Source organism: Paenibacillus sp. RC21, assembly GCF_044907935.1.
In the GTDB taxonomy this organism is placed as follows: Bacteria; Bacillota; Bacilli; order Paenibacillales; family Paenibacillaceae; genus Paenibacillus; species Paenibacillus terrae_A.
Genome location: NZ_JBIYCS010000001.1, coordinates 352,677 through 374,997, shown reverse-complemented (window position 1 = coordinate 374,997; position 22,321 = coordinate 352,677). Strand labels below are relative to the sequence as shown.

Annotated in this window: 25 protein-coding genes; all 25 read right to left on the bottom strand. The window is 47.6% G+C overall.

All coding sequences use genetic code 11. The features are described 5' to 3' along the window. Nucleotides 1-43: 43 nt before the first annotated feature. Nucleotides 44-832, bottom strand: coding sequence for a FliA/WhiG family RNA polymerase sigma factor (locus tag ABIA61_RS01825; protein WP_013309911.1), 789 nt, complete (start codon nt 830-832; stop codon nt 44-46). A gap of 5 nt (nt 833-837) precedes the next feature. Further along, nucleotides 838-1,260, bottom strand: coding sequence for a hypothetical protein (locus tag ABIA61_RS01820; RefSeq protein WP_283655640.1), 423 nt, complete (start codon nt 1,258-1,260; stop codon nt 838-840). 2 nt (nt 1,261-1,262) lie between these two features. Continuing rightward, nucleotides 1,263-1,760 carry a chemotaxis protein CheD gene (locus ABIA61_RS01815; protein WP_025684946.1) on the bottom strand — a complete coding sequence of 166 codons (498 nt, stop codon included), beginning with the start codon at nt 1,758-1,760 and terminating at the stop codon, nt 1,263-1,265. Further along, a complete protein-coding gene (locus ABIA61_RS01810; protein WP_044644853.1) occupies nt 1,753-2,379 on the bottom strand; it encodes a chemotaxis protein CheC in 627 nt (208 codons plus the stop codon). The genes ABIA61_RS01815 and ABIA61_RS01810 overlap by 8 nt, the downstream gene beginning before the upstream one ends. A gap of 3 nt (nt 2,380-2,382) precedes the next feature. Beyond that, nucleotides 2,383-2,844 carry a chemotaxis protein CheW gene (locus tag ABIA61_RS01805; protein ID WP_014281101.1) on the bottom strand — a complete coding sequence of 154 codons (462 nt, stop codon included), beginning with the start codon at nt 2,842-2,844 and terminating at the stop codon, nt 2,383-2,385. Between the two features lie 62 nt (nt 2,845-2,906). Further along, the gene (locus ABIA61_RS01800) at nt 2,907-5,006 is read right to left on the bottom strand and encodes a chemotaxis protein CheA (protein WP_283655639.1); all 2,100 of its coding nucleotides are present in this window, start codon (nt 5,004-5,006) and stop codon (nt 2,907-2,909) included. 33 nt (nt 5,007-5,039) lie between these two features. Then, complete coding sequence (locus ABIA61_RS01795; RefSeq protein ID WP_283656246.1) at nt 5,040-6,581, bottom strand: chemotaxis protein CheB; 1,542 nt, start codon at nt 6,579-6,581, stop codon at nt 5,040-5,042. Between the two features lie 30 nt (nt 6,582-6,611). Continuing rightward, the gene (locus ABIA61_RS01790) at nt 6,612-7,499 is read right to left on the bottom strand and encodes a MinD/ParA family protein (RefSeq protein WP_283655638.1); all 888 of its coding nucleotides are present in this window, start codon (nt 7,497-7,499) and stop codon (nt 6,612-6,614) included. Beyond that, nucleotides 7,496-8,935, bottom strand: a complete 1,440-nt coding sequence (flhF, locus tag ABIA61_RS01785) for a flagellar biosynthesis GTPase FlhF (RefSeq protein ID WP_404519244.1) — start codon at nt 8,933-8,935, stop codon at nt 7,496-7,498. The genes ABIA61_RS01790 and flhF overlap by 4 nt, the downstream gene beginning before the upstream one ends. Then, nucleotides 8,932-10,965, bottom strand: a complete 2,034-nt coding sequence (gene flhA / locus ABIA61_RS01780) for a flagellar biosynthesis protein FlhA (RefSeq protein WP_044644858.1) — start codon at nt 10,963-10,965, stop codon at nt 8,932-8,934. The genes flhF and flhA overlap by 4 nt, the downstream gene beginning before the upstream one ends. 23 nt (nt 10,966-10,988) lie before the next feature. Continuing rightward, the gene (gene flhB / locus ABIA61_RS01775; protein WP_283656245.1) at nt 10,989-12,101 is read right to left on the bottom strand and encodes a flagellar biosynthesis protein FlhB; all 1,113 of its coding nucleotides are present in this window, start codon (nt 12,099-12,101) and stop codon (nt 10,989-10,991) included. Then, nucleotides 12,101-12,886, bottom strand: a complete 786-nt coding sequence (gene fliR / locus ABIA61_RS01770) for a flagellar biosynthetic protein FliR (protein WP_283655636.1) — start codon at nt 12,884-12,886, stop codon at nt 12,101-12,103. The genes flhB and fliR overlap by 1 nt, the downstream gene beginning before the upstream one ends. 9 nt (nt 12,887-12,895) lie before the next feature. Beyond that, nucleotides 12,896-13,165, bottom strand: a complete 270-nt coding sequence (gene fliQ / locus ABIA61_RS01765) for a flagellar biosynthesis protein FliQ (RefSeq protein WP_014281093.1) — start codon at nt 13,163-13,165, stop codon at nt 12,896-12,898. A gap of 37 nt (nt 13,166-13,202) precedes the next feature. After that, nucleotides 13,203-13,958, bottom strand: coding sequence for a flagellar type III secretion system pore protein FliP (gene fliP / locus ABIA61_RS01760; RefSeq protein WP_134910122.1), 756 nt, complete (start codon nt 13,956-13,958; stop codon nt 13,203-13,205). Continuing rightward, the gene (locus tag ABIA61_RS01755; RefSeq protein WP_283655635.1) at nt 13,955-14,488 is read right to left on the bottom strand and encodes a flagellar biosynthetic protein FliO; all 534 of its coding nucleotides are present in this window, start codon (nt 14,486-14,488) and stop codon (nt 13,955-13,957) included. The genes fliP and ABIA61_RS01755 overlap by 4 nt, the downstream gene beginning before the upstream one ends. Nucleotides 14,489-14,500: 12 nt before the next feature. Continuing rightward, on the bottom strand, nt 14,501-14,866 hold the full coding sequence (locus tag ABIA61_RS01750; RefSeq protein WP_014281090.1) for a response regulator: 366 nt from the start codon (nt 14,864-14,866) through the stop codon (nt 14,501-14,503). A gap of 29 nt (nt 14,867-14,895) precedes the next feature. Beyond that, nucleotides 14,896-16,203 (bottom strand): flagellar motor switch phosphatase FliY, encoded by a 1,308-nt coding sequence (gene fliY / locus ABIA61_RS01745; protein ID WP_283655634.1) that lies wholly within the window; start codon nt 16,201-16,203, stop codon nt 14,896-14,898. Further along, entirely contained in the window at nt 16,193-17,191 is a 999-nt protein-coding gene (fliM, locus tag ABIA61_RS01740) for a flagellar motor switch protein FliM (RefSeq protein WP_137062728.1), read from the bottom strand. Before fliM ends, fliY begins: the two co-directional genes overlap by 11 nt. Before the next feature lie 42 nt (nt 17,192-17,233). Further along, nucleotides 17,234-17,707: a flagellar basal body-associated FliL family protein gene (locus tag ABIA61_RS01735; protein ID WP_014281087.1), complete on the bottom strand. Its 474-nt coding sequence runs from the start codon at nt 17,705-17,707 to the stop codon at nt 17,234-17,236. Then, a complete protein-coding gene (locus ABIA61_RS01730; protein ID WP_014281086.1) occupies nt 17,704-17,928 on the bottom strand; it encodes a flagellar FlbD family protein in 225 nt (74 codons plus the stop codon). The genes ABIA61_RS01735 and ABIA61_RS01730 overlap by 4 nt, the downstream gene beginning before the upstream one ends. 60 nt (nt 17,929-17,988) lie before the next feature. Further along, nucleotides 17,989-18,798 carry a flagellar basal body rod protein FlgG gene (gene flgG / locus ABIA61_RS01725; protein ID WP_134910131.1) on the bottom strand — a complete coding sequence of 270 codons (810 nt, stop codon included), beginning with the start codon at nt 18,796-18,798 and terminating at the stop codon, nt 17,989-17,991. Between the two features lie 105 nt (nt 18,799-18,903). After that, nucleotides 18,904-19,284 (bottom strand): TIGR02530 family flagellar biosynthesis protein, encoded by a 381-nt coding sequence (locus ABIA61_RS01720; RefSeq protein WP_283655633.1) that lies wholly within the window; start codon nt 19,282-19,284, stop codon nt 18,904-18,906. Continuing rightward, nucleotides 19,277-19,813, bottom strand: a complete 537-nt coding sequence (locus ABIA61_RS01715) for a flagellar hook capping FlgD N-terminal domain-containing protein (protein WP_283655632.1) — start codon at nt 19,811-19,813, stop codon at nt 19,277-19,279. The genes ABIA61_RS01720 and ABIA61_RS01715 overlap by 8 nt, the downstream gene beginning before the upstream one ends. An 18-nt stretch (nt 19,814-19,831) precedes the next feature. Continuing rightward, nucleotides 19,832-21,298: a flagellar hook-length control protein FliK gene (locus tag ABIA61_RS01710; protein ID WP_283655631.1), complete on the bottom strand. Its 1,467-nt coding sequence runs from the start codon at nt 21,296-21,298 to the stop codon at nt 19,832-19,834. Between the two features lie 27 nt (nt 21,299-21,325). Continuing rightward, entirely contained in the window at nt 21,326-22,315 is a 990-nt protein-coding gene (locus ABIA61_RS01705) for a magnesium transporter MgtE N-terminal domain-containing protein (protein WP_283655630.1), read from the bottom strand. Nucleotides 22,316-22,321: the final 6 nt, after the last annotated feature.

Genomic DNA, 22,321 nt, shown 5'->3' with positions numbered 1-22,321 from the left:
GGGTGCTCCTTCCGTCTAACTGTTACTGTAACCTCCCGTACGTTTAATCTTTACGCATTAGCAGATCCCGCTGTTTGTCCAGTGTCGCCCTCAGCCGCAATATGGCTTTGGAATGTAGTTGTGAAATACGCGAAGGGGAAAGCGACATGACCTCAGCAATTTCACTGAGAGACAAATCCTCGTAATACAATAAAGAAACAACGATACGTTCTTTTTCAGTCAATTTGTCAATGCCTTGTGCAAGGGCATCACGAAGTGTAAATTCATTGACCTTGTGATCCGGATTTTTCGCCTTTTCATCCACTAAAAGGGAAAGTCGTGTCTCCGATTCTTCTTCGCGAATCGGGTCCTCCAGTGAAACGATCGACATAACAGCGACCTCCTGGATCATATTTTGAAACTCTTTTTCGGAGACGTCCAAATAATGGCTCATCTCTTCGTCACTTACCGTTCGTAAGTATCTCTGCTCCAGATGCTGGTAGGCATCCTCAATTTTTTTCGCTTTTTCCCTGACCGAACGTGGAACCCAATCTCCTTGGCGAAGGCCATCCAAAATCGCTCCTCGAACGCGCCAGGAAGCATAAGTCTCAAACTGTAAACCACGTTCATAGTCAAACTTTTCAAGAGCATCAATCAAGCCCATGACACCGTTACTGGCCAGGTCATCCTTAGATACATTTTTAGGCAAACCTACTGCAAGGCGTCCCGACACATATTCCACAATATGGAGGTACTTTTCAATTAGCTGCTTTTTTGCTTCCTTGTCACCGTGTTCTTTCCATTGCTCCCACAGTTCGGAATGGTTTAAATGAGCGGCTTTTCGCTCGTTCATCGGCTTCACCCTCCTTGTTTGTCTGTCAGGTGACGAACGGCCTTGGCCAATTCTTCAGGGTCCTTGTTTGAAACCAGCTTAGGCGGGTTTAAAGGCGCAAAACCGGTGTTTTTCCCGTCCGTCTGCTCTGGTTTCGGCTTCAACAATTCATTCAGGTTTTCATCTTCGTCTGGTGTCGTCAGGTCCAGATTCCCCCCTACGCCATCCACCTGAGAGCTTGCCCGGCTTTGGGCATTACCCAGATCTGGCCGCGCTACGACACCCAGTGTCCAGCGCAGCACAAATGCAAGCAGGAACCAAAAAACGAAAGCGACCAAGCCACGAATTAAGCTCGTGGTCAGCAGATTGCTGCCAGTGGACAACACAAAAGTCAGAATAAATCCGACTACTCCAGACCAAAGATTAATGCGTAAGCTGCCAAATAACATGATTATAATTCCTTTACACCTTTTTGTACGCTTCGAATATTCAAAACGCCAGTTTCACAGTCCAGCTCAATCGTTCGGCCATAACTACCACCTGTATCCTCCGCAAGCAGAGGAATACCGAGATCTACGAGCATTTCCTTGCATGACTCCACATTGCGCGGACCAATTCGCATGGTGTCCCCGCTGCCGGCAAAGGCGAACATTTGCGCTCCCCCTGCCATTTTGGCGACCAGTCTGCGGCGCTCGGCTCCCAATTTCAGCATCCGCTCAAATAGCTCCGGCAACGCGGTATCGGCATATTTGGCGATGTTAAGTTGCCCTTCACGCGCAATGTCTGAGGACGGTAGCATTACATGTGCCATACCAGCCAGTTTTAAATGAGGATCGTAAAGGGTCAATCCGACGCAGGAACCAAGTCCTGTCGTGCGAATCGAGTTTGGATTGCTGGTTACGTTCAAGTCTGCCATGCCCACTTTGATGATGCTTTTATCCTCAATCATCGTTCATCGGGACTCCTAACGACCTGAATATTTTACCAAACGATTCCGGATCCGGAATCAGGAAAAATTGACCCTCAATCTGATTCTGCCCCTCCAGAAACGTTGTGTCAATCAACAGGGCTGCATCCCCCATCTGACCAAACTGCAACAATCCGTAGCTGAGAATGGCCCCGGCCATATCCAAAGCTAGTGCGGGAACCGTCGGATACATGGACAACCGGGTGAAATCGGCCAACGAGGACAAGTATGAACCCGCTAAAATATTCCCGATTTCAGACAGAGCCGAATGCTCCATTTCGTTAAAGCTGTCCTCATCATCCGAGGGAATATTCGCAAGCCGGGAAAGCAGACTTTTTGCCGCATGGGGTTGCAATATGAAAAAGAGATTACCTGGAGCTTCGCCCTCGACTCTGAAAAATATAGCAACGACAAGTTGCTCATTCCCGCCGACCTTTTCGGCAATTTCCTCAAAAGGCAGCATTTGTACTTTAGGTACGCCCATATCAACCGGTTTATTCAGAAGTCGGGAGAGCGCTGTAGCAGCGTTCCCCGAACCAATGTTACCGACTTCCTTCAAAACATCCAACTTGAAATCTTCGAGATTTTCAAGATTTTCCATAAATTAATCCTCTAAGCCTTCCAGTTGGTTCATTTCACTCCGATTCAGCACCTCAGACAAATTCAGCATGATGAGCAAGCGCTCTTCACCGATTTTAGCGACTCCACGCAAATATTTAGCCTTGACTCCGCCAACGACTTCTGGTGGTGTCTCAATGTTGTCGGTATTCAGGTCGATTACGTCGTTCGCCGAATCAACGATAAAGCCGACTTGCATCTCACCCACTGCAACGATGATAATTCGGGTTTGATCGGTATACTCCGCCTCAGACAATCCAAAACGACCACGCAGATCAATAACGGGAATGACCACGCCTCTCATATTGAATACGCCTTTGACAAAATCGTATGTTCTTGGAACACGTGTAATCGGCACCATGCGCTCAATGGATTGGACTTTTTCTACTTCGACACCGTATTCCTCTTCACCAAGTTTAAATACGATAACTTTAATTTCTTCTCCCATGTCTAAAAACCCTCCTTATGGATGTCAGCAATTTCACATTTCTTTCATTTTTAATGAAGACATTATTTAATGAAAACATTAGGGTCAATGATCAAAGCAACCTGACCGTCACCCAGAATCGTGGCGCCTGAAATTCCTTGGATGTTCGGAAGGTATTTGCCCAGGTTTTTAAGGACAATTTCACTTTGTCCCAAAAAGTCCTGAACAGAAAGAGCTGCCAGACGGTCACCCTTGCGGATAACAACAACCTCTGTCTCTTCTTCTTCATCCTCATTGAAGTCTGGTACTTCAAACAGCTGACTCAAGGAGATAAGCGGAATATGGGATTCGCGGAAAGCGATCATTTTGTTGCCGTGTACAGAACGGATTTGTGTCCGTTTGACGATCGCAGTCTCCACAATAGAAGACAACGGAATCGCATATTTTTCGGAACCGATCTGTATCATCATGGCCGCAATAATGGATAGTGTCAGTGGCAACTGCACAGAAAAATTGGTGCCTTTTCCCAGAACAGAATGAATCGTAACGTTACCACCAAGGGAAGTGATTTTAGATTTAACTACATCGAGTCCAACGCCGCGTCCTGAAACGTCCGAAATGACCTCAGCTGTACTGAATCCCGGAGCGAAAAGTACCTGATGGGCCTCTTCATCGCTCATTGCAGCTGCTTGTTCCTCCGTCATAATCCCTTTGGAAATGGCACTTTTCAGTACCTTCTCACGATTAATGCCGCTTCCATCGTCTTCAATCTCGATGAACACGTTATTGCCACTGTGGAAAGCACGTAAATGAACTGTTCCTGTCTCCGGTTTGCCTGCCGCAATACGGGTCGCTACTGGCTCAATGCCGTGATCCACAGAGTTGCGCAGTAAATGCACTAACGGATCACCGATTTCGTCGATAACGGTACGGTCCATTTCAGTGTCCGCGCCAGTAATGACCAAATCCAGCTTTTTATCCAGCGATTTGGCTAGATCACGCACCATACGCGGGAAACGATTGAAAACCGTGTCCACGGGTACCATCCGCAATTTAAGCACAACATTTTGCAGGTCACTGCTTACGCGGCTCATATGTTCTACCGTTTCAGTCAGCGCCGGATTAGAAGCCTCACTCGCCAGCTGCTCCAGCCTTACACGGTCAATAAGCAATTCACTGAACAAATTCATCAATACGTCCAGGCGTTCAATATCTACACGAATCGTACGATTGTGCGTAGGTGCTGCAGGCTTGGCTACTTGAGCTTTACCATCAGCTGGCTTCGCACCGGAGGCCGCAGTTGGAGACTGCGGCTGAGATGCAGCGGACTGTTGTTGTACAGCTACCGGGGCTTCCTGCACCGCAGCAGACTCTGCCAGCCCAGCCTTGACTTCGCTCATTTGCTTAAGCGATTCCTGATCCAGCTGTACAACGGAGACGGATTCGATTTCGGAAATACCAGCGATTTCCTTCTCCAGCTCTCCTACCTCTTTCTGCGTTATGTAATATAACGAGAAATTTTGTTCGAATTTCTCCTGCTCAATATCCTGTACAGACGGATAAGCTTTTACGATTTCACCGGAGTTCTCCAGCGTATTAAATACCATAAAGGCACGTGCAGCCTTCAGCTGGCTTTCTGAGCTAATCGTTACCTGTATATAGTGAACCCGATGCCCTTCAGAAATAGATTGCTCCAGTACAGAATACTGGAATTGATCCAGCACAAGACCCGCGCTTTCGCTATCCGCCGCTTTTTTCGGCGTAACCGCCTCAGTAACAGCATCTGTTCCAGATTTTTGGAAATCGCCACGCACGATGGATTGCAGTGAAGCTACAATAGAGGATACATCCGCTTTTCCATCGCCACCCTCTGTAATGTTCTGTACCATGGACTCCAACGCATCCAACCCTTTAAAAAAGGTATCGAATATAAATTCCTGCATCGCAAGCTTGTTGTTTCGTACCAGATCAAGAACGTTTTCCATTTGGTGAGTGAGCGATGCCAGGTCTTCAAAACCCATTGTAGCAGCCATTCCTTTGAGGGTATGGGCAGACCGGAAAATCACCTGAACGATGCCCAGATCGGTAGGACTACTTTCCAGTTGAAGCATTTTTTCGTTAAGAGATTGCAGATGATCATTCGACTCATCAATAAACATGTTTAAATATTGGTTCATGTCCATTGTGAGACACCTCCTCCATGAGTTACACTCCGATTATTTCACAACTTGTACAAGCTTGGGGGCGATCTCCTGCATCGGCAGAAGGTGGCGCACACATTTTAACTCTACAGCCGAGCGGGGCATTCCGTACACTACGCAAGTTTCCTCATTTTCAGCAAATGTGGATTGTACCCCTGCATCATAAAGCTTTTTCATCATCTTAGCCCCGTCGCTTCCCATGCCAGTCAGCAACACCAGATGCCGTTCCAGAGAGGTTAACGGGAGTAACGATTCGAACATCGTGTCAACAGAAGGACGGTGACCGTTACGAGCTTCTTCCGTCTTCAGTGATACGGTGTATTTACCACTGGCTCCCGGCACAATTCTCAATTGATATCCTCCCGGAGCAATATAAGCTGTTCCGGTCTCCAACGTCATCCCCTGCTCAGCTTCAACCACCCGGAGCGGACTCAACGTATTCAGACGCTGTGCCAGCGAACGGGTAAAGTTTGGCGGCATATGCTGCACGATGACAATCGGAGCGGGAAAATCCCCGGGAATGTGTTCCAGCAACGTCTTGAGCGCACGCGGCCCCCCCGTAGAACATCCGACCGCCACCAGCTTGCGAAAGTTGGGCGAATATACTCCGCCTTTTTTAAGAGAGAACCCCTTAGGCGCTGCTGGAACTATTGGTGCCGTCACTGGGGGCGTAGCAGCCATAGAAGCAACTGGAGCCGAAGGAACCGGCGTAGACACCGTTTTTCGAGGCTCCGGCTTGATTAGCCCTCCCTTATCCGTGGCGTGCAGCGATTTGGCTGCAGCCGTATCGGAAATATTCAGTTGCCCTGGCGTACGTTCAGCTGCCTTAGGTGGCTCCTCCTTCTTCTGCGTAGCAGGTGCTTGCGCCGTCTTCCGTGGCTGGGCGACCGGCTTACTTAAACGGCTGTCAGGCACAGAGCTGCCCGTCTGCGGCCGTTTCTGTTCCGGCTTGGCTGCCGGAGCAGACTTGCCAGTATCCCGCTTCGGCGGAACCGGTGCAGCAGTTGCAGAAGCAATCGGTGCAATAAGAGCCTTACCTTCCGCTCCCTTGTCAGCCACAGCTTGTCCTTCTGGAGTCTGCTCTAGCGGCGTTTTTTTCGCTTGTTCCAGCGCCGCTTTTCGTTCGTTAGCTTCCTTGCGCTCCAATCGGCTGCGGACTGCTTGCATAGCAGTGTGCATCTGCTCCAATAGCGCCTTGCCCACCTGCTGGATATCCTGAGCATGGGAGACGGAGGGCTTCCGTATAAAATCGAAAGCTCCTGCTTCCAGAGCCATAATGGTCTCCTTCATACCTTGTTCATTAATACCAGAGAGCATAATGACCGGAAGCGGATGGGCCGCCATAATCAGAGGGAGCGCTTCAAGACCATTCATTTCAGGCATCTCGACATCCATTGTGACCAGGTCAGGCTGTAGCTCCTTCACTTTCTCTACAGCCTCTTTGCCGTTGGCGGCTGTACCTGCGATGTCAAACGAATCATCCCTTACAATTAAATCTGAAACAATTTTGCGCATAAAGGCCGAATCATCCACAACCAGCACCCGGTAAGCACACATGTTAAACACCTCTGTTTCCTTTCATCAAAATCATTGCGCCGAACGCCGCAACCATTTTTGCATAAACCCTTTGATTCCGCTTAAAGCACCTGAATGTGGAGCCTGTGGCATCGCTGCAAAACGGTGCGCCAGATTCAACACATCTCTGGATGCCGTACATCCCGGATAAGCAATTGAAAAAGGCACCTGCCTTTTGACTGCCTGCATGACATGAGTGTCATCACTGATATGTCCCAGCAACGGAATGTCGATCTCCAAAAAGCGTCGCGCAACCAGCGCTATCTTATCGGCAACTTGACGGGCCTCATTATCGTTATCGGCACGATTGACTATAATTTTGAATACTGTATCCTTTTGCAATCCACTGACGACTTTGATCAGCGCATAAGCATCCGTTAAAGACGTAGGCTCTGGCGTAGTTACGACCATACATTCGTCAGCGGATGTGATAAATTTAAGGTTTTCTTTAGATAACCCCGCACCGGTGTCAAACAAAACATAATCCATATCTGCGGCAATTTTCTCCACCTCATCGGCAAAATAGTTCAAATCGTCATCGGATAACGTAAACAGCTCGCTCAAGCCAGATCCTCCAGCAATATAAGGCAAGCCTCCTACGCCCGTTTGAACAATTTCGGCCATTGATTTTTCACGTTTTAACAGGTGAAGAAGATTGTATCTTGAATTGGCACCCATCAACACATCAATATTGGCCATACCGATATCTGCATCAAATACGAGTACCTTTCGGCCAAGCGATTGCAAGGCCAAAGCAAAATTAAGGGTGAAATTAGATTTGCCCACACCACCCTTACCACTGGTGACTGTCACTATTTTCGCATGACGATTACGTGCAGGCAGTCGATACTTATCTAGGGCTGAAGCCATTTGTCTAAGAGATTGGGCTTGGTCACTCATACAGAATCCTCAGTATCTCCTGACGATTCTGTGGTTCCGAACAGCAGGTTTGTCACCATTTCTGTATCTGGATGTAGTAGATCGTCAGGTACATTTTGACCGTTCGTAATATAGGCCAGTTGCATAGGAAACTGGTGCAACAGATTAAACATACCACCACAACTACCTGTCTCATCCATTTTGGTAAATACAACCTTACCAAGGCCAAACTTACTGAAATGTCCGGTTATGTTGAGCATATCCTTGCTTTTGGACGTTAGGCTAAGCACCAGATACGTCTCACTTTCCTTAATAGGTGAAAGCAGACTTTGCAATTCCGAAACGAGCAGCTCATTACGGTAATTTCGTCCTGCAGTATCCATCAGGATCAAGTCACAATGCTCCAGACGCTGAATAGCTCTGTGAACATCTCCGGGAGATTGCACGACTTCAAGCGGAACATTCAAAATCGTAGCGTATGTACGCAACTGTTCGACAGCCGAGATACGGTACGTGTCAGAGGTAATAAATCCGACTTTGCGTTGATGCTTAAACAGCTGTTCTGCTGCCAGCTTGGCAATGGTCGTCGTTTTTCCCACTCCGGTTGGCCCTGCCACATACACAATTTTGGTATCTTTTGAGATGCCCTTGTCCAGCCTTTCCCGAATGAAACCGGCCACTTCTGCACGAAGAGCATGTTCCCAATCAAAAGATTCAGGATCAGACGGATGCTCACTTCGGCGCTCATATACCCGTTCAAGCCAATGCTCCAGCAAATCGCGTTCCACTTCCTGCTCCAGCATACGCTCACAAATCTTTTGTAACGGTTCCGGCCAAGTATTTTCCATCACAGAATTGCGGGAAAATCGAGTCATCATAGCTTTCATTTCCCGTAATTCATTAAGCAGGGCTTGATTTTCCTCTGCCCCTATCTTGTCTGGAACGCTTGCCTCCGAAGGTAGCTTAAACAATTCGTCGGATGTTTCCTTTTTCGGAACCGCTGCTTTGTTGTTCAAAGCTTCATTTTCTGTTTCCACACTATAACCAGCCCCGTATGAAGAACGCTCCATGCTTGAGGCAGCTTGTTCGGAGCCAGCCAGCAAATCAGCCAATCCCTCTTTGGAACCGTTTGTCATCTGCGTTACCCGTCGATAGGCTTCAGGAGCGGCTTGTCTGGGAACCACTGGTGACGATGGTACTTCCTGCTGCTCAGGAGCACTCATGGATGGAAAAGCCTCAACTGACTGCTGCTGTGACGGTTGAACCCGTCGTGGTTTTTGAAGCTGCTGCTCCTCTACCGCAGCGACGACTTCGATTTTCTTTTTTCCGAACATACCCATGAATCCGCCGATCTTCATTTCCTTGGTGCTCAAAATGACGGCATCCGTTCCGAAGTCACCTCTGATTTGCATCATGGCCTCCGGCATTGTATCCACTACATATCGTTTCACTCTCATAAGTTCACCACCCCGACACTTTGAATTTCAACGTTCGGCTCCAGCTCACTATACGACAGTACCGGGACATCCTGCATCGTCCGTTCCATCACTTGCCGCAAATACATACGAATCGTCGGTGATGTTAATACGATAGGCTGCTGCCCGGATTGAATGAGACGATTGATTTGCTCCATCATCCTTTGATACACCGTCTGCGTTGATACCGGATCAAGTGCCAGATAGCTGCCCTGCTCCGACTGTTGCACGCTTTCGGCAATTTTCTTCTCCAGCCCTGGTCCCACGGTAATGACACGTAGCGTCTCTCCCTGCTGGGCGAACTGTTGTGTAATCTGGCGAGATAACGCCTGGCGAACATATTCAGTCAGCACGTCCGGATCTTTTGTATAAGTGCCGTAATCAGCCAGCGTTTCGAAAATGGTCACCATATCGCGGATGGAGATTTTTTCTTTTAACAGCTTGGCCAGCACTTTTTGTACATCTCCAATCGCCAACACGGAAGGAATAAGATCGTCCACAAGCACCGGATAATTTTCCTTGAGATTGTCGACCAGCGACCGCGTTTCCTGTCTACCAAGCAACTCGTGGGCATGTTTCTTGATCGTTTCCGTCAAATGAGTAGCTACAACCGAAGGAGGGTCCACAACCGTATAACCGGACAGCTCCGCAACATCCTTGGTATTCTCATCAATCCAGAGCGCAGGCAATCCGAAGGCTGGTTCTGTCGTTTCGATGCCTGTAATGGAATCGTCGTCGTATCCCGGGCTCATTGCCAGATAATGGTTTAACAGCAATTCCCCGCCGCCTACCGTATTGCCTTTAATCTTGATTACATACTCGTTCGGCTTGAGCTGGATATTGTCCCGTATACGAATGACCGGCACAACCAAGCCCAGTTCCAGCGCACATTGACGACGGATCATAATAATCCGGTCTAGCAAATCCCCGCCCTGCTGCGTATCAGCCAGCGGAATCAGCCCGTATCCAAACTCGAATTCGATCGGATCGACCTGAAGCAAATTAATGACACTTTCCGGACTGCGCACCTCTTCAATCTGCTGCTCTTCTTCCATCTGTTCATCAGCAATCTGCTTACGTTCCATATTGCCCTGCATTCTTCGGGCCGCAAAAAACAGCAGAACAGCCAGTGGAAGGGTCGTAATGATATGAATAGGAGTAAACAAGCCCAACAAAGCAATCGTGGCAGCCACGATGTAAATCAGTTTTGGATATGAAAAGAGCTGCTCCGTCAAATCATCCGCCAAGTTTCCATCAGATGTTGCTCGTGTAACGATCAGACCTGACGCTGTGGATATGAGCAACGCGGGGATCTGGCTAACCAGTCCATCACCAATGGTCAGAACGGAGTAAGTCGACAGCGCCTCCTGAAACCCTTTACCCTGAACAGCCATACCGATAATAAAACCGCCGACCAGGTTGATAATCAAAATGATAATACTGGCAATGGCGTCACCTTTAACAAATTTGCTGGCACCATCCATTGCTCCGTAAAAATCCGCTTCTCGTTCGATTTTACTGCGCCGTTCACGGGCTTGCTGTTCGTTGATCAGACCTGCATTCAGGTCGGCATCAATACTCATTTGTTTACCCGGCATCGCGTCCAGTGTAAACCGTGCGCCTACCTCAGCAACCCGCTCGGAGCCCTTGGTGATCACGATAAACTGCACAACCACGAGAATTAGGAAGACAACAAAACCGACCGCAATTTGTCCACCTGCAATCCAACTACCAAACGTAGCCACTACTTCCCCGGCATGTCCCTCACCTAAAATGAGCTTGGTCGTAGAAATATTAAGCGCCAGACGAAATAACGTTGTGATGAGCAGTAATGAAGGAAAAATAGAGAACTGTAAAGCTTCCTTTGTGTTCATGGACACAAGTAGAATCATCAAAGCAATCGATATGTTGATCACGAGCAAAATGTCGAGCAACCATGAAGGGATCGGTAGAATCATCATAAGGACGATGCCGATGACGCCTGCAAGGACGGTTATTTCTTTTATTTTCACGGGTCTCTTGGCCTCCGATCCCTTTATTTCACTTTACCTTTTAATTTATATACATACGCCAGCACTTCGGCAACAGCCTGGAACAGATCAGCTGGAATGGCATCCCCGATTTCGGCTCTTTGAAACAGCGCCCGTGCCAGCGGCTTGTTTTCCATCGTTATAACGCCGTTTTGCTTGGCAATTTCCTTAATTCGGAGCGCTACGTAATCTTGCCCTTTCGCAATAATCTGCGGCGCATCCATCTCCGAACCGTCATATTTCAAAGCCACAGCAAAGTGCGTAGGGTTGGTAATGATGACATCTGCATTGGGAACTTCCTGCATCATGCGCTGCATAGCCATTCGGCGCTGTCGTTCACGAATTTTCCCTTTGATCAGCGGGTCACCCTCCATTTTCTTATATTCATCCTTGATGTCCTGTTTGGACATTTTCAGATTTTTCTCATGCTCATAGCGTTGATACATATAATCCAATATTGCTAAAACGAACAGCACCACACCAATTTTGAGTCCCAGCTCCATGGTTAATGATGCCGTAAAGCTCAACATCTGGTCACCGGACATTTCGGCCAGCTTGGGTAAGTCTGCTTTTGTTTTCCAGAGCACGCCGTACACCAGATAGCCGATCACGGACATTTTTAAAACAGATTTGAGGAATTCGACCAGTGACCGCATGGAAAAAATATTTTTAAATCCTTTAATCGGGTCAATCTTGCTAAACTTGGGCGTAATCCCCTCTCCAGTTAACAAGAAACCGATCTGCATGTAATTTGCCACGATCCCGATGACAATGGCCCCAACAAAAATAGGAGCCAGCATAATCATGATTTGCACGCCATACTCACCCATCATCAGCATTGTAGTGTTCGGCGTTACTTCCATCGTTAACCGATTTACAAAAATATCCCGAAACAAGCGAACCGCATGATCCTTGAAATACCCGCCGAAAATCATAAGGCAGAAAAACGTTACCAGCAGGACGCCCGCCCCGGGCAACTCCATACTTTTGGCAACCTGCCCCTTTTGCCTAGCATCCTGTTTCTTTTTGGGTGTGGCTTTTTCCGTTTTTTCCCCTGAGAACAACTGCAGGTTCATAGCATATTTAAATGACAAACTACGTTCCTCCAAACCAGATATTAAGGACGGTTGCCCATAATATCCAACAAGTTGCGCATGGATTCGAACATCACAGTAAACAATTTTTCGAAGATAAAAGCAAAACTCGGCATCAGAAGCAGTAACATGAACAGCCCGACAATAATTTTGAGCGGCACGCCAATAACAAAAATGTTAAACTGCGGAGCCGTTTTAGCCAAAAATCCGAGTCCCACATCCGTTAAAAAAGTAGCTACTACTATAGGAGCCGCAATTTGAAAAGCCAGCAAAAAGGATTCAGCAAAGGAACGTACCAGAAACTCTGTAACACTACCTCCATACAGCTTTACAAAAAAATCATTTGTCAGCGGCACCCAATCATAACTGTATAAAATAGCGGTTATCAGGTGGTGATGCCCATTTAAACTTAAAAAGAGCAACACGGCTATGGCAAACTTGAAATTCCCCGTTAGAGGCGACGAAGCTCCTGTCATCGGGTCGAACACACTTGCCATCCCGAAACCCACCTGAAGATCAATAAAGGAACCTGCGGTTTGGATCGCTGTCATGAATAAATAAGCGGTGAAACCCAGCAACAATCCAATCAGCACCTCGCGACCTACCAACAGCACATACGCTGCATCCGTCGGTACTTGCTGATGCGTACCATAAGTGAGATACACAATCAATGCGAGAAATCCGGAAATCCCGACCTTAAAGGTACTAGGTACTCCTCGGGTTGAAAATATAGGCGCTACTACAAAAAACGAGGTAATCCGACAAAAAATCAGCAAAAAAACAGGAAAACTCTGTAACAACATGTCCATAACTTCAGCCTAACCTATATATTTGTACAGATTGTCCAGAATGTTAAACGTAAAATCCACTAATGTCGTCAATATCCAAGGTCCGAACAAGAGCAATGCCAGTAATACGGCGACAATCTTCGGAACAAATGCCAAAGTCTGCTCCTGAATTTGGGTTGTCGCCTGAAAAATACTGATAATCAAACCGACGACCAGTCCCAAAATCAGCATCGGAGCGCTAACTTTAAGCACTGTGTACACCGCTTGTCCGGCAAGGGAAATAATAAACTCCGAAGTCATTGCCGTCCTCCTTGATTGCTGTCCCTGCGGGAAATATTCATGTGTTAAAGCTCAGAAGCAATGATTTGACGACCAGATACCAACCATCTACGAGCACAAACAGCAGTATTTTAAAAGGAAGCGAAATCATCACCGGCGGCAGCATCATCATCCCCATAGCCATGAGCGTACTCGCCACCACAATGTCAATAACCAAAAATGGTATAAAGATCATGAAACCCATCTGAAATGCTGTCTTTAACTCACTAATGGCATAAGCCGGAACCATCACCGTTAATGGAATATCCTGGTAGTTTTTCGGTTTTTCCATCTTGGTGTATTTCATAAAGAGCAGTAGATCCTTCTCCCGTGTATGAGAGAACATAAAGGTCTTGATGGGTACCGCAGCCTTGTCCAGCGCCTGAGACTGTGTCAAATCCCCCTTGAGATACGGCTGGAGGGCAGTTTCGTTCATAGCTGAGAACGTCGGTGCCATAATGAATAAGGTAAGAAACAGAGCCAGCCCGACAAGCACCTGGTTAGGTGGCATCTGCTGAGTCCCCAGCGAGGTGCGAACAAAGCCCAGCACGATCACAATTCGCGTAAAGCTCGTCATAAGCACAAGCAACGCGGGCGCTACACTGATGACAGTAATAAGTAAAATAATAGACAGCGAGGTGGCACCGGGCTGTCCTTTATCCGAGTTGCCGACTTGAATATCAATGTTCGGAATCGGTTCCGCAGAGGCCGCCGTCACCGAAATGAAGCTGAACAAGACAAGCAGCAAACATGCAAGTATAATCTTTTTTCTCATGAATCTCCCGACCGATCTGTAGTATTCTCCTCATTGCGCAGCTTTTCGAGTTTATCCTTACGATTCGGCATCTGCCGAAGCTTGGATTCGAACATCTCGTGAAAAGACGTTTCCTCTTCAGACTGCTGCTGTGCCGCGGTGTTCCGGCGAAGCTTATCCGCAATTTTAGCGAATAGCGGGGCAATCGGGCCGCGCTGCAGAGAAGCTTCCTGCTCCAGTGCGGCCAAAATTTGCTCCACTTCTTCAGGATCGGATACTTTGTCAACAAGCCGGATATCTTCTCCCACACCAATGAGGTACACACTGCTGCCAACTTCAACAAGCTGAAGGGATTTGTTAGGGCCCAGCCCCACGCCTCCCAGTATGCGAACGGAGCGGTTGCTGAACCAGCTCTGATTTCTTTTACTCAAAAACCGTATCAAGTACACGATCAGTACGATGATAAAGATCAGCACGAAAAGGACCCAGGCAATGTTGCCTATATTGCTGGATGTACTCAATGCGTCAGAGGCACCCTGTTGTGTATCCATACCGGATGCGCCTTACACACCCAGTGTTTTGTTGATGGCTTCGATAACCCGATCCGATTGGAAAGGCTTAACAATAAAATCTTTTGCACCTGCTTGGATAGCATCAATAACCATCGCTTGCTGACCCATCGCGGAACACATAATGACCTTTGCGTTCGCGTCAATTTTTTTGATTTCCTTCAGAGCGGCAATGCCGTCCATTTCGGGCATCGTAATATCCATCGTAATCAGGTCCGGACGAAGTTCCTTGAATTTTTCAATAGCCTGTGATCCATCCTGGGCCTCTCCTACTACTTCATATCCATTTTTGGACAGGATGTCCCGAATCATCATTCTCATAAATGCAGCATCGTCCACGATCAAAATACGGTTTGCCATCTGAAATAAATCCTCCCTAAATTATGCTATTATTGTAATTTTTGAATACGGTCCCATTGGCTTACAATATCCGTCACACGCACGCCGAAGTTCTCATCGATTACGACAACCTCGCCTTTGGCAATCAGTTTGTTGTTAACCAGAATGTCTACTGGCTCCCCAGCAAGCTTGTCCAGTTCAATAATTGAACCTTGTGAGAGCTCTAGAATATCTTTAATTTGCTTTTGGGTCCTTCCTAATTCTACGGTGACTCTAAGGGGAATGTCCATCAATAAATTTAAATTGTTTTCATCCACTTGCGCAAATGCACCGGACTGCAAGTTTGAAAATTGTACAGGCTGCACATTTACATTTCGCCCCGGTATCGAACCATAATGATGAGGCGCTCCATAAGGGGCCTGCGGTGGGACACCTCCAGGCATTCCATAACCTGGCGCTCCCTGCTGACCGTATCCAGGGTCTTGAGGGTACATAGGCGGTTGCTGTCCATAACCTGCATCCTGCGGCGTCTGGACAGGCACCTGTGCGGCTACAGGCGGCTGTTGATACGTTGGTGCGGGTTGCTGTTGCGGAATCTCGGTTTGTTGCGGCACTTCTGGAGCAGTCGTTGCAGCTACTTGCTGTGCCGACGCTTGCGGTTGCTCATCTTCCTCTCCGCCATTCATCAGAATGCTCACCATCTTTTTAGCGAAATGCACAGGCAACAGTTGCATCAATGTAGAGTCAATCAGGTCACCGATCAACAAACGGAAGGATACTGTAATCAACGTCTGTTCGTCTGGCAGGCTGGATACTCCATCACCATGCATGGGATCCAAAATATCAATTCCAGGTGGAGAAATATTAACAAATCGGTTAAACATAGTAGACATTGAGGTTGCCGACGAACCCATCATCTGGTTCATCGCTTCCTGCACAGCGCTGATGTGAATTTCATTCAATTCTTCATCTACCGGATTTCCTTCACCGCCAAGCATCAAATCCGCTATGACCTGCGCATCACGCTTTTTGATCACGAGCGAGTTAATACCCTCAAATCCATCTACATAATTCACATGTACCGCTACGTGCGGCTTAGGAAAAGTTGTTTCGAATTCAGAACGGGTAATAATTGAAACTTTAGGGGTTGTAATATCAACCTTTTGACCGAGCAGTGTGGAAAGAGCTGTCGCTGCGCTGCCGAACGTAATATTACCGATCTCTCCGAGAGCATCCTGCTCCAGAGGAGTCAGAAAATCGTCAACGGTCTTGTTGGCGGGAGTAGAATCCGTGCCCGCTTCAGACTGTTTCAGCAGGGCATCAATTTCCTCCTGGGACAAATAGTCTTTACTCGTCAATTTCTTCAACTCCTTCGCTGACAATTTCATCAATCTGTACGGCAACACGATCTTTTACCATGCCGGGACTTCCCAAGAATTTCAGTTTTTCGCCCACCCGGATGGAGAGCCCTTCCTTGACGGGTTTGTTCAATGAAATGACATCCCCCACCGAAAGGCCCAAAAACTCGGCCACATTTATTCGGGATTCACCTAGCTCGGCAATAATGGGAAGTTGCGCTTTCGTGACCCGTAATCTCAAGGCGTCAATCTCTTCAGGCGCCCTTGATTTCTTTTCGGATGTAAACCACTGGTGCGTGGACAGTCTAGCCATAATCGGCTCCAATACCACGTGCGGGATACAAAGGTTAATCATCCCTGTGGTATCACCAATTTTGGTACTAAGTGAGATTAGGGCAATCGTTTCATTTGGTGAAACAATCTGCATAAACTGCGGATTGGTTTCCATTGCCTCCAAACGCGGTTCAATATCCAATACCGTTTTCCAAGCCTCTTGCAGGCTGTCAAAGGTACGACTAAAAATCCGCTCCATGATTGTCGTCTCAATTTCTGTCAACGCGTTAACCTTGGACGGCGCTGATCCGGTTCCTCCGAGAAGCCTGTCCAGCATTGCAAAAGCTACGTTCGGGTGAACCTCAAGCACCATGCGTCCTTCCAGCGGCTCGGCTTCAAAAATGTTCAAAATGGTCATTTTTGGAATGGAGCGAATGAATTCATCATAAGGAAGCTGCTCCACCTGAACGACATTAATTTGGACAAACGTCCGGAGCTGTGCTGAAAAATAAGTGGTCAGATACCGCGCAAAATTTTCGTGTATCCGCGTCAAACTCCGAATATGATCCTTGGAAAACCGAAGCGCTCTTTTGAAGTCATAAGCGCGAACTTTCTTTTGGGTATCTTCCTTTTTAAGTTCTTCCGCATCCATTTCACCGGACGATAGAGCTGCTAAAAGGGCATCAATTTCCCCTTGCGACATTACATCCACCAATGTTATTCACCCCCTTACATGTTCTGACAAGTTCACCTGGAATCAAATGGCTGCCAGCAAAAAGTCTGTAATTTTGGCGTTCCCCAGGTGACCTTCAGGGAGCGACTTGTTGATGAGATCCGTCAGCTTGTCACTGAATTGGTCCCGGCCTTTAGCTGTTCTGAGCTCATCAGGCTTGGTGTCTGCAAGTAATTGAATAACGATTGGCTTGATACTGATGTCCTTGATTTTTTCAAAAGATTCCTTTGCTTTAGCATCGTTTAATTGAAAGGAAAGGTTCATTTGGACAATATAATCAGCGTCTGCCAAATTTGTTTTGATACCAGTAATTTCAGAACTCACTTCCACTAATTCATCTGCTGACAGTCGGGGAAGCTGTTCTGCTTGAGCGGCTTGCGCATTTGGAGTGGCTTCCGACTTCTTCCCACTAAGCGCTGGTATAAGTACAAAGGCCGCACCTGCAATCAAAGTAATCGCGAGTAAAATTGTAATGAGCCATGGCAGCATCTTTTTCATTCGTCTTCCTCCATTTGTTGCACTTTTATCGTGGCGGCATGTATGCCGATTTCACGGCTGTAACCCTTGATCAAGGAGACGACATCTGCCGCTTTTTCCAATACAATCAACCGTTTCCCCGTCACTAAAGTGACGTATGTATCCGGCGTTTCCTCCACAGTCTCAATGAGCAGAGCATTAAGCCACATAGGCGAGCCGTTCAGCCGCGTTAACGGGATCATCGTAACACCAACCTCCTGATAGGAGCGGGGAAGCCTTTACTTCCCCGCGTTTAGATGCGATTATCGTTTCAAGTTTACAACTTCCTGAAGCACTTCATCCGAGGTCGTAATGATACGCGAGTTCGCCTGGAAGCCGCGCTGCGCCACGATCATTTCGGTAAATTCACCTGTCAAATCGACGTTGGACATTTCCAGCTGGCCCGCAATGATAGCGCCCCGGCCCTCCGAATTAGCTACTCCAGGCTCAAGTGCATCAATGTTGGAGTTAACAGTGGTACGGTACAAGCTACCTCCGATTTTCTCCAAGCCTTCGGGGTTTGTCACTCTGGCTATACCAATTTGCGTGCCATTGTCCACGGTGCCATCATCCAATTGTTGTACAATCGTACCGTCCTGCGAGATAGAGAACGATGTAACATTGTCAGCAAGTGTGATCGGATCCCCACCCGCGTCTCCTACGAAAAAGCCATCTGAGGTAACCAAATTTCGGTTCGCATCCACGTGAAAATCACCCGCGCGAGTCAGATAAGGAACTTCCTGTGCATCATTCATTTTGACCAGGAAAAATCCGTCACCGTTAATCCGCAAATCTGTCGGATTGTTCGTAGTCATAGCACTACCTGGAAGATGAAGTGTATCAATCGAACTGACCGATACCCCTAAACCGACCTGCTTGGCATTTTGTCCCGCAGTAGTCGTTCCGTCCGGCGCACTTGCACCCGAACTTGTTTGGCTCAAAATATCCTTGAACATGACACGGCTGGACTTGAAGCCTGTTGTATTTACGTTTGCAATGTTGTTACCGATAACGTCCAGCTTTGTTTGAAAGCCCTTCATACCCGATACACCCGAATACATTGATCTCAACATTGAGTATAAATCCTCCTCTGAATGCTTGCTCGATTAACCGCATCAGTCGATCCGCGGCTTCTTCATGGCTTTCCTGCTCGGGCCAGCCACTTCTTGCTAAATTTTCTATGAAATAATAACGGCACTATCAATTTGCGTAAATACGTTATCCTGCATGGATTGCTTATCCATCGCGGTAACTACTGTCCGGTTGGGCACACTTACAATCAACGCCATATCCTGCATTAAAATCAATGATTCTTTGGCGCCTTTGGCAGCTGCTTTATCCACAGCGGAGTTAATCTTCGCCATCTGGTCACTTCTCAGCTCTATCCCCCGCTGCTCCAAACGCTTTGCTGCATGGTTGCTCAGCTTGAGTACTTGATCCTGCAACACCTGTCCGAATGGTCTACCATCCTTAGGTACCGTATTTACCCGGTTCTGCGAGATTGCTGCCGGAGGGACATTGGCGGGAAAAAGACATCCGACCGTTATTCGGTCATTCACGTGTCTCACCACTTCCAGTAGAGGAAGAAGTTGTAGTATCCGTTGTCCCTGCCGAGGAAGCCGTTGTTTGAGCCTGGCTTACCGATGTCACATCTTTCAGGGCTACCTCTGACTTTCCGATTTTGGCATACTGTACACCGTCACGAATAACGATGGAATCCACGATTCCACTTTTCACCGCACCTGCACCCGTTTCACCCGTAAGCGAATCCTTTTTACCAGCCTCAATCCAACTGACTTCTTTTCCAATCAAACCGGAGGATATTCCTAAAGACTGTCCCAACGTATTCAACTGGGTAGAAATGTTCATCAACTGCTCCACGGAAGAAAATTGCGCCATTTGCGCGATAAATTCCTTATCTTCCAGAGGCTGCATTGGGTCCTGGTTTTGGAGCTGGGTAATCAAAATTTTCAAAAATTGATCCTTACCCATCGTTTTGGTATCCTTGGCGCTTGCCGTTTTGACGTTATTCACGTTGTAGTTTGGCCAGACGTTACTGGTGGATACATTATTGTCCGCAGTCGTCATTGTGTTCTCACCTCCATGCTACGCTTGTGCTGTAAAGGAGCCTGTCCGATTTACATCATCTGTGCGTTGTTCTGCTGTCCAATTGCGGAGTTCCTCCGCCATTTCAGCTACCTTTAGAGCATCCTCGGCTTCTTCTCTACTCCGCGACTTGGAACGTTGCTCGGATTGTTGCTGCTGATTTGCACCTGATCCACGGCCATCCTGATACATGTGGGAAGAGAGTGATTCATTTTGCGTCACTTCCACTTTATCTACCTGAATACCCTGGCTTTGAAGACTTGCACGCAGCTGTGACATTTGCTGTTCAAGCAAATCCTTAGCTCCACTGTGCTCAGTCATGAACTGGGCGACCAAGTGCCCATTCTGCATCGTCAGTTTAACTTCCAGCTGTCCCAAATGATCTGGGCGAAGCATGATAGTCGCTTCCGTTAACCCAGAATGTTTCACGATATCAAGCTTTTGCACTACAAATTCCGTCATTTCCTTAGCAAATTGTCGTACATGTACAACAGGCTGCGCCGGAGCGGAAGGAGTTGTGCCTTGCGTCTGCACCGAAAGCTGGCCTGCGGTCGTAATCACAGAAGTTTGACTGTCGGTCGCTGCCGGATCAGACTGCTCGGTTACGTCTACTACTGCACCAGTTTCATCCGTTGGAGTGGCTTTAACAGCGGCTTGAACATGAATATTTGCTGATGAACGTTGTCCTTCTGTACCTTGCTGGCTTGTCCCACCTTGACTCGTCTGCTGCTCAGTAGCAACAACCTGTTTGTCTGTAGAAACAGCCGTTAATGTCTGAGTGCCATTCGCCCGATTCGCGGAAGGCTGAACTGCTTGTGAATCTGCGCCATCAGCAAGCTCCACAGCTTTTAGTACGCCGGTCCACTGCTCATCGGAAATAGCTCCCGTACCAGCCGTCGTATTTTGAAGCGATTGTAACAGCTGTGTAATCTGGGACTTTTGGTCTCCCGTAGCCTGATTCGCTACATTTGCAAGCTGTGACAAAGCATCCTGTAATGCAAACCGAATGGTAGCCGGATGAGCTGCCAAAGCCGTTAAGCCTGTCGCCTCATTCGTTCCTGCCCCGTCTGTTTGCTGCTCCGCTCCACCGCCTAAAAGCTGCTGTACTTGCTGAACCCACGACTGGAGAGCTGCAAACAAGGCTGGATCAGCTGTTACCTGATCATCCAGCTTTTCAAGATTTTGCAGTAATGGAGCCAATGTCTCAACAAGCGGTTCTGCTGAAGCTTCTGTCGATTCTCCGGCAGCAATCAACGGCAGCACCATAACTAATGGAGATTTCCCAGCATCTGTGCTTGTAGAACCCGTTTGCCCGCCAGTCATCATTTGCGTAAGCGTCTGATTAAAAGCACCGCCTGTGGCTCCTGCTGCTGCCGTCCCTGCTGTTGAAGTTGTCGCTGTACTAGCTGTGCTACCAGCCGTCTGACTGGAACTGCTGAGAGATACACTTTGAGAAATAAGTGTCATTTATTTTTTCACCTCCCTTCATTCAAATCACTTGCTGCCCATCAGCTTGTTCAAAATTTTCGCCGTCTGTGCAGCATCCTTCGCAGACATATTTTGCAGTAAAGAGGCACGTGTCGAATCATCTACTGTATTTAATATGTTCAATGCCTTGTCCGGACTGATTTTGTAAGTTTGTAAAATAAGCTCGGCACCACTTTTCTTGTCCATGGAAGCGAATGTACTGCTAATTTGAGTGTTTTGCAGGCTTTTACTCGTTGTTCCCGCTGCCGTGCTTTGGTCCTTTTTCAAGCGGGACTGCAACGCAGCCAACGACAAATCGGTAGATGGCGTTACGTTTTTCAGAGCCATCGTGATATCGGCTGCTTTTTTAGCATCCATCTTTTGTAAAATCTTCGCACTGTTCGCAGGGTCCATGTAGCTTAGCAGTTGTACCGTTTCTTCGGTGGTCAAGTTTTCCATAATCGGTGCTGCCTTACTTGCCGTCATTCCTTCATACATGGAAGCAAGGTCTCTGGCCTGTTTTACATATGGGTCTTCATTCGCTGTTCCGTCTGCCGCTTGCGTACCTGTCTGTGTCTGTCCCTGCTGACTGGACTGCGGCTGTTGTTCCTGTTGCGTTTGCAACGTACTAACCTGATTTTGCAGTTCTGTAACCTTTTTATCCTGAGTCGTTTTGGCATCACTAGCCTTTTTAAGTTCTTCTGTCTGCTTGGCCAAATCTGCCTTAAGCTGCTGGATAGTGGCTTCGGAGCTTTGGGACTGGGCTTTCTGATCAGCCTCTTTGCTCTTGGCAACCTTGTCTTTCGGTTCAGGAATCCAATTCTTCACAATCGGAATCTTGTTTCCCAATGAAATCATTTCACTTCTGAAATCCATGTTGAACAGCGTAAGCAGGACCCCGACCAGAACGATTGTAAAAACAATCGGAATCAGGAAAAACATAAACCGTTCAAATCCCCCGCCTGACTCTTTTTCCAAATCCATATCCAGTTCATTTTCTGCTAAATTCCGTGCCATCGTCTT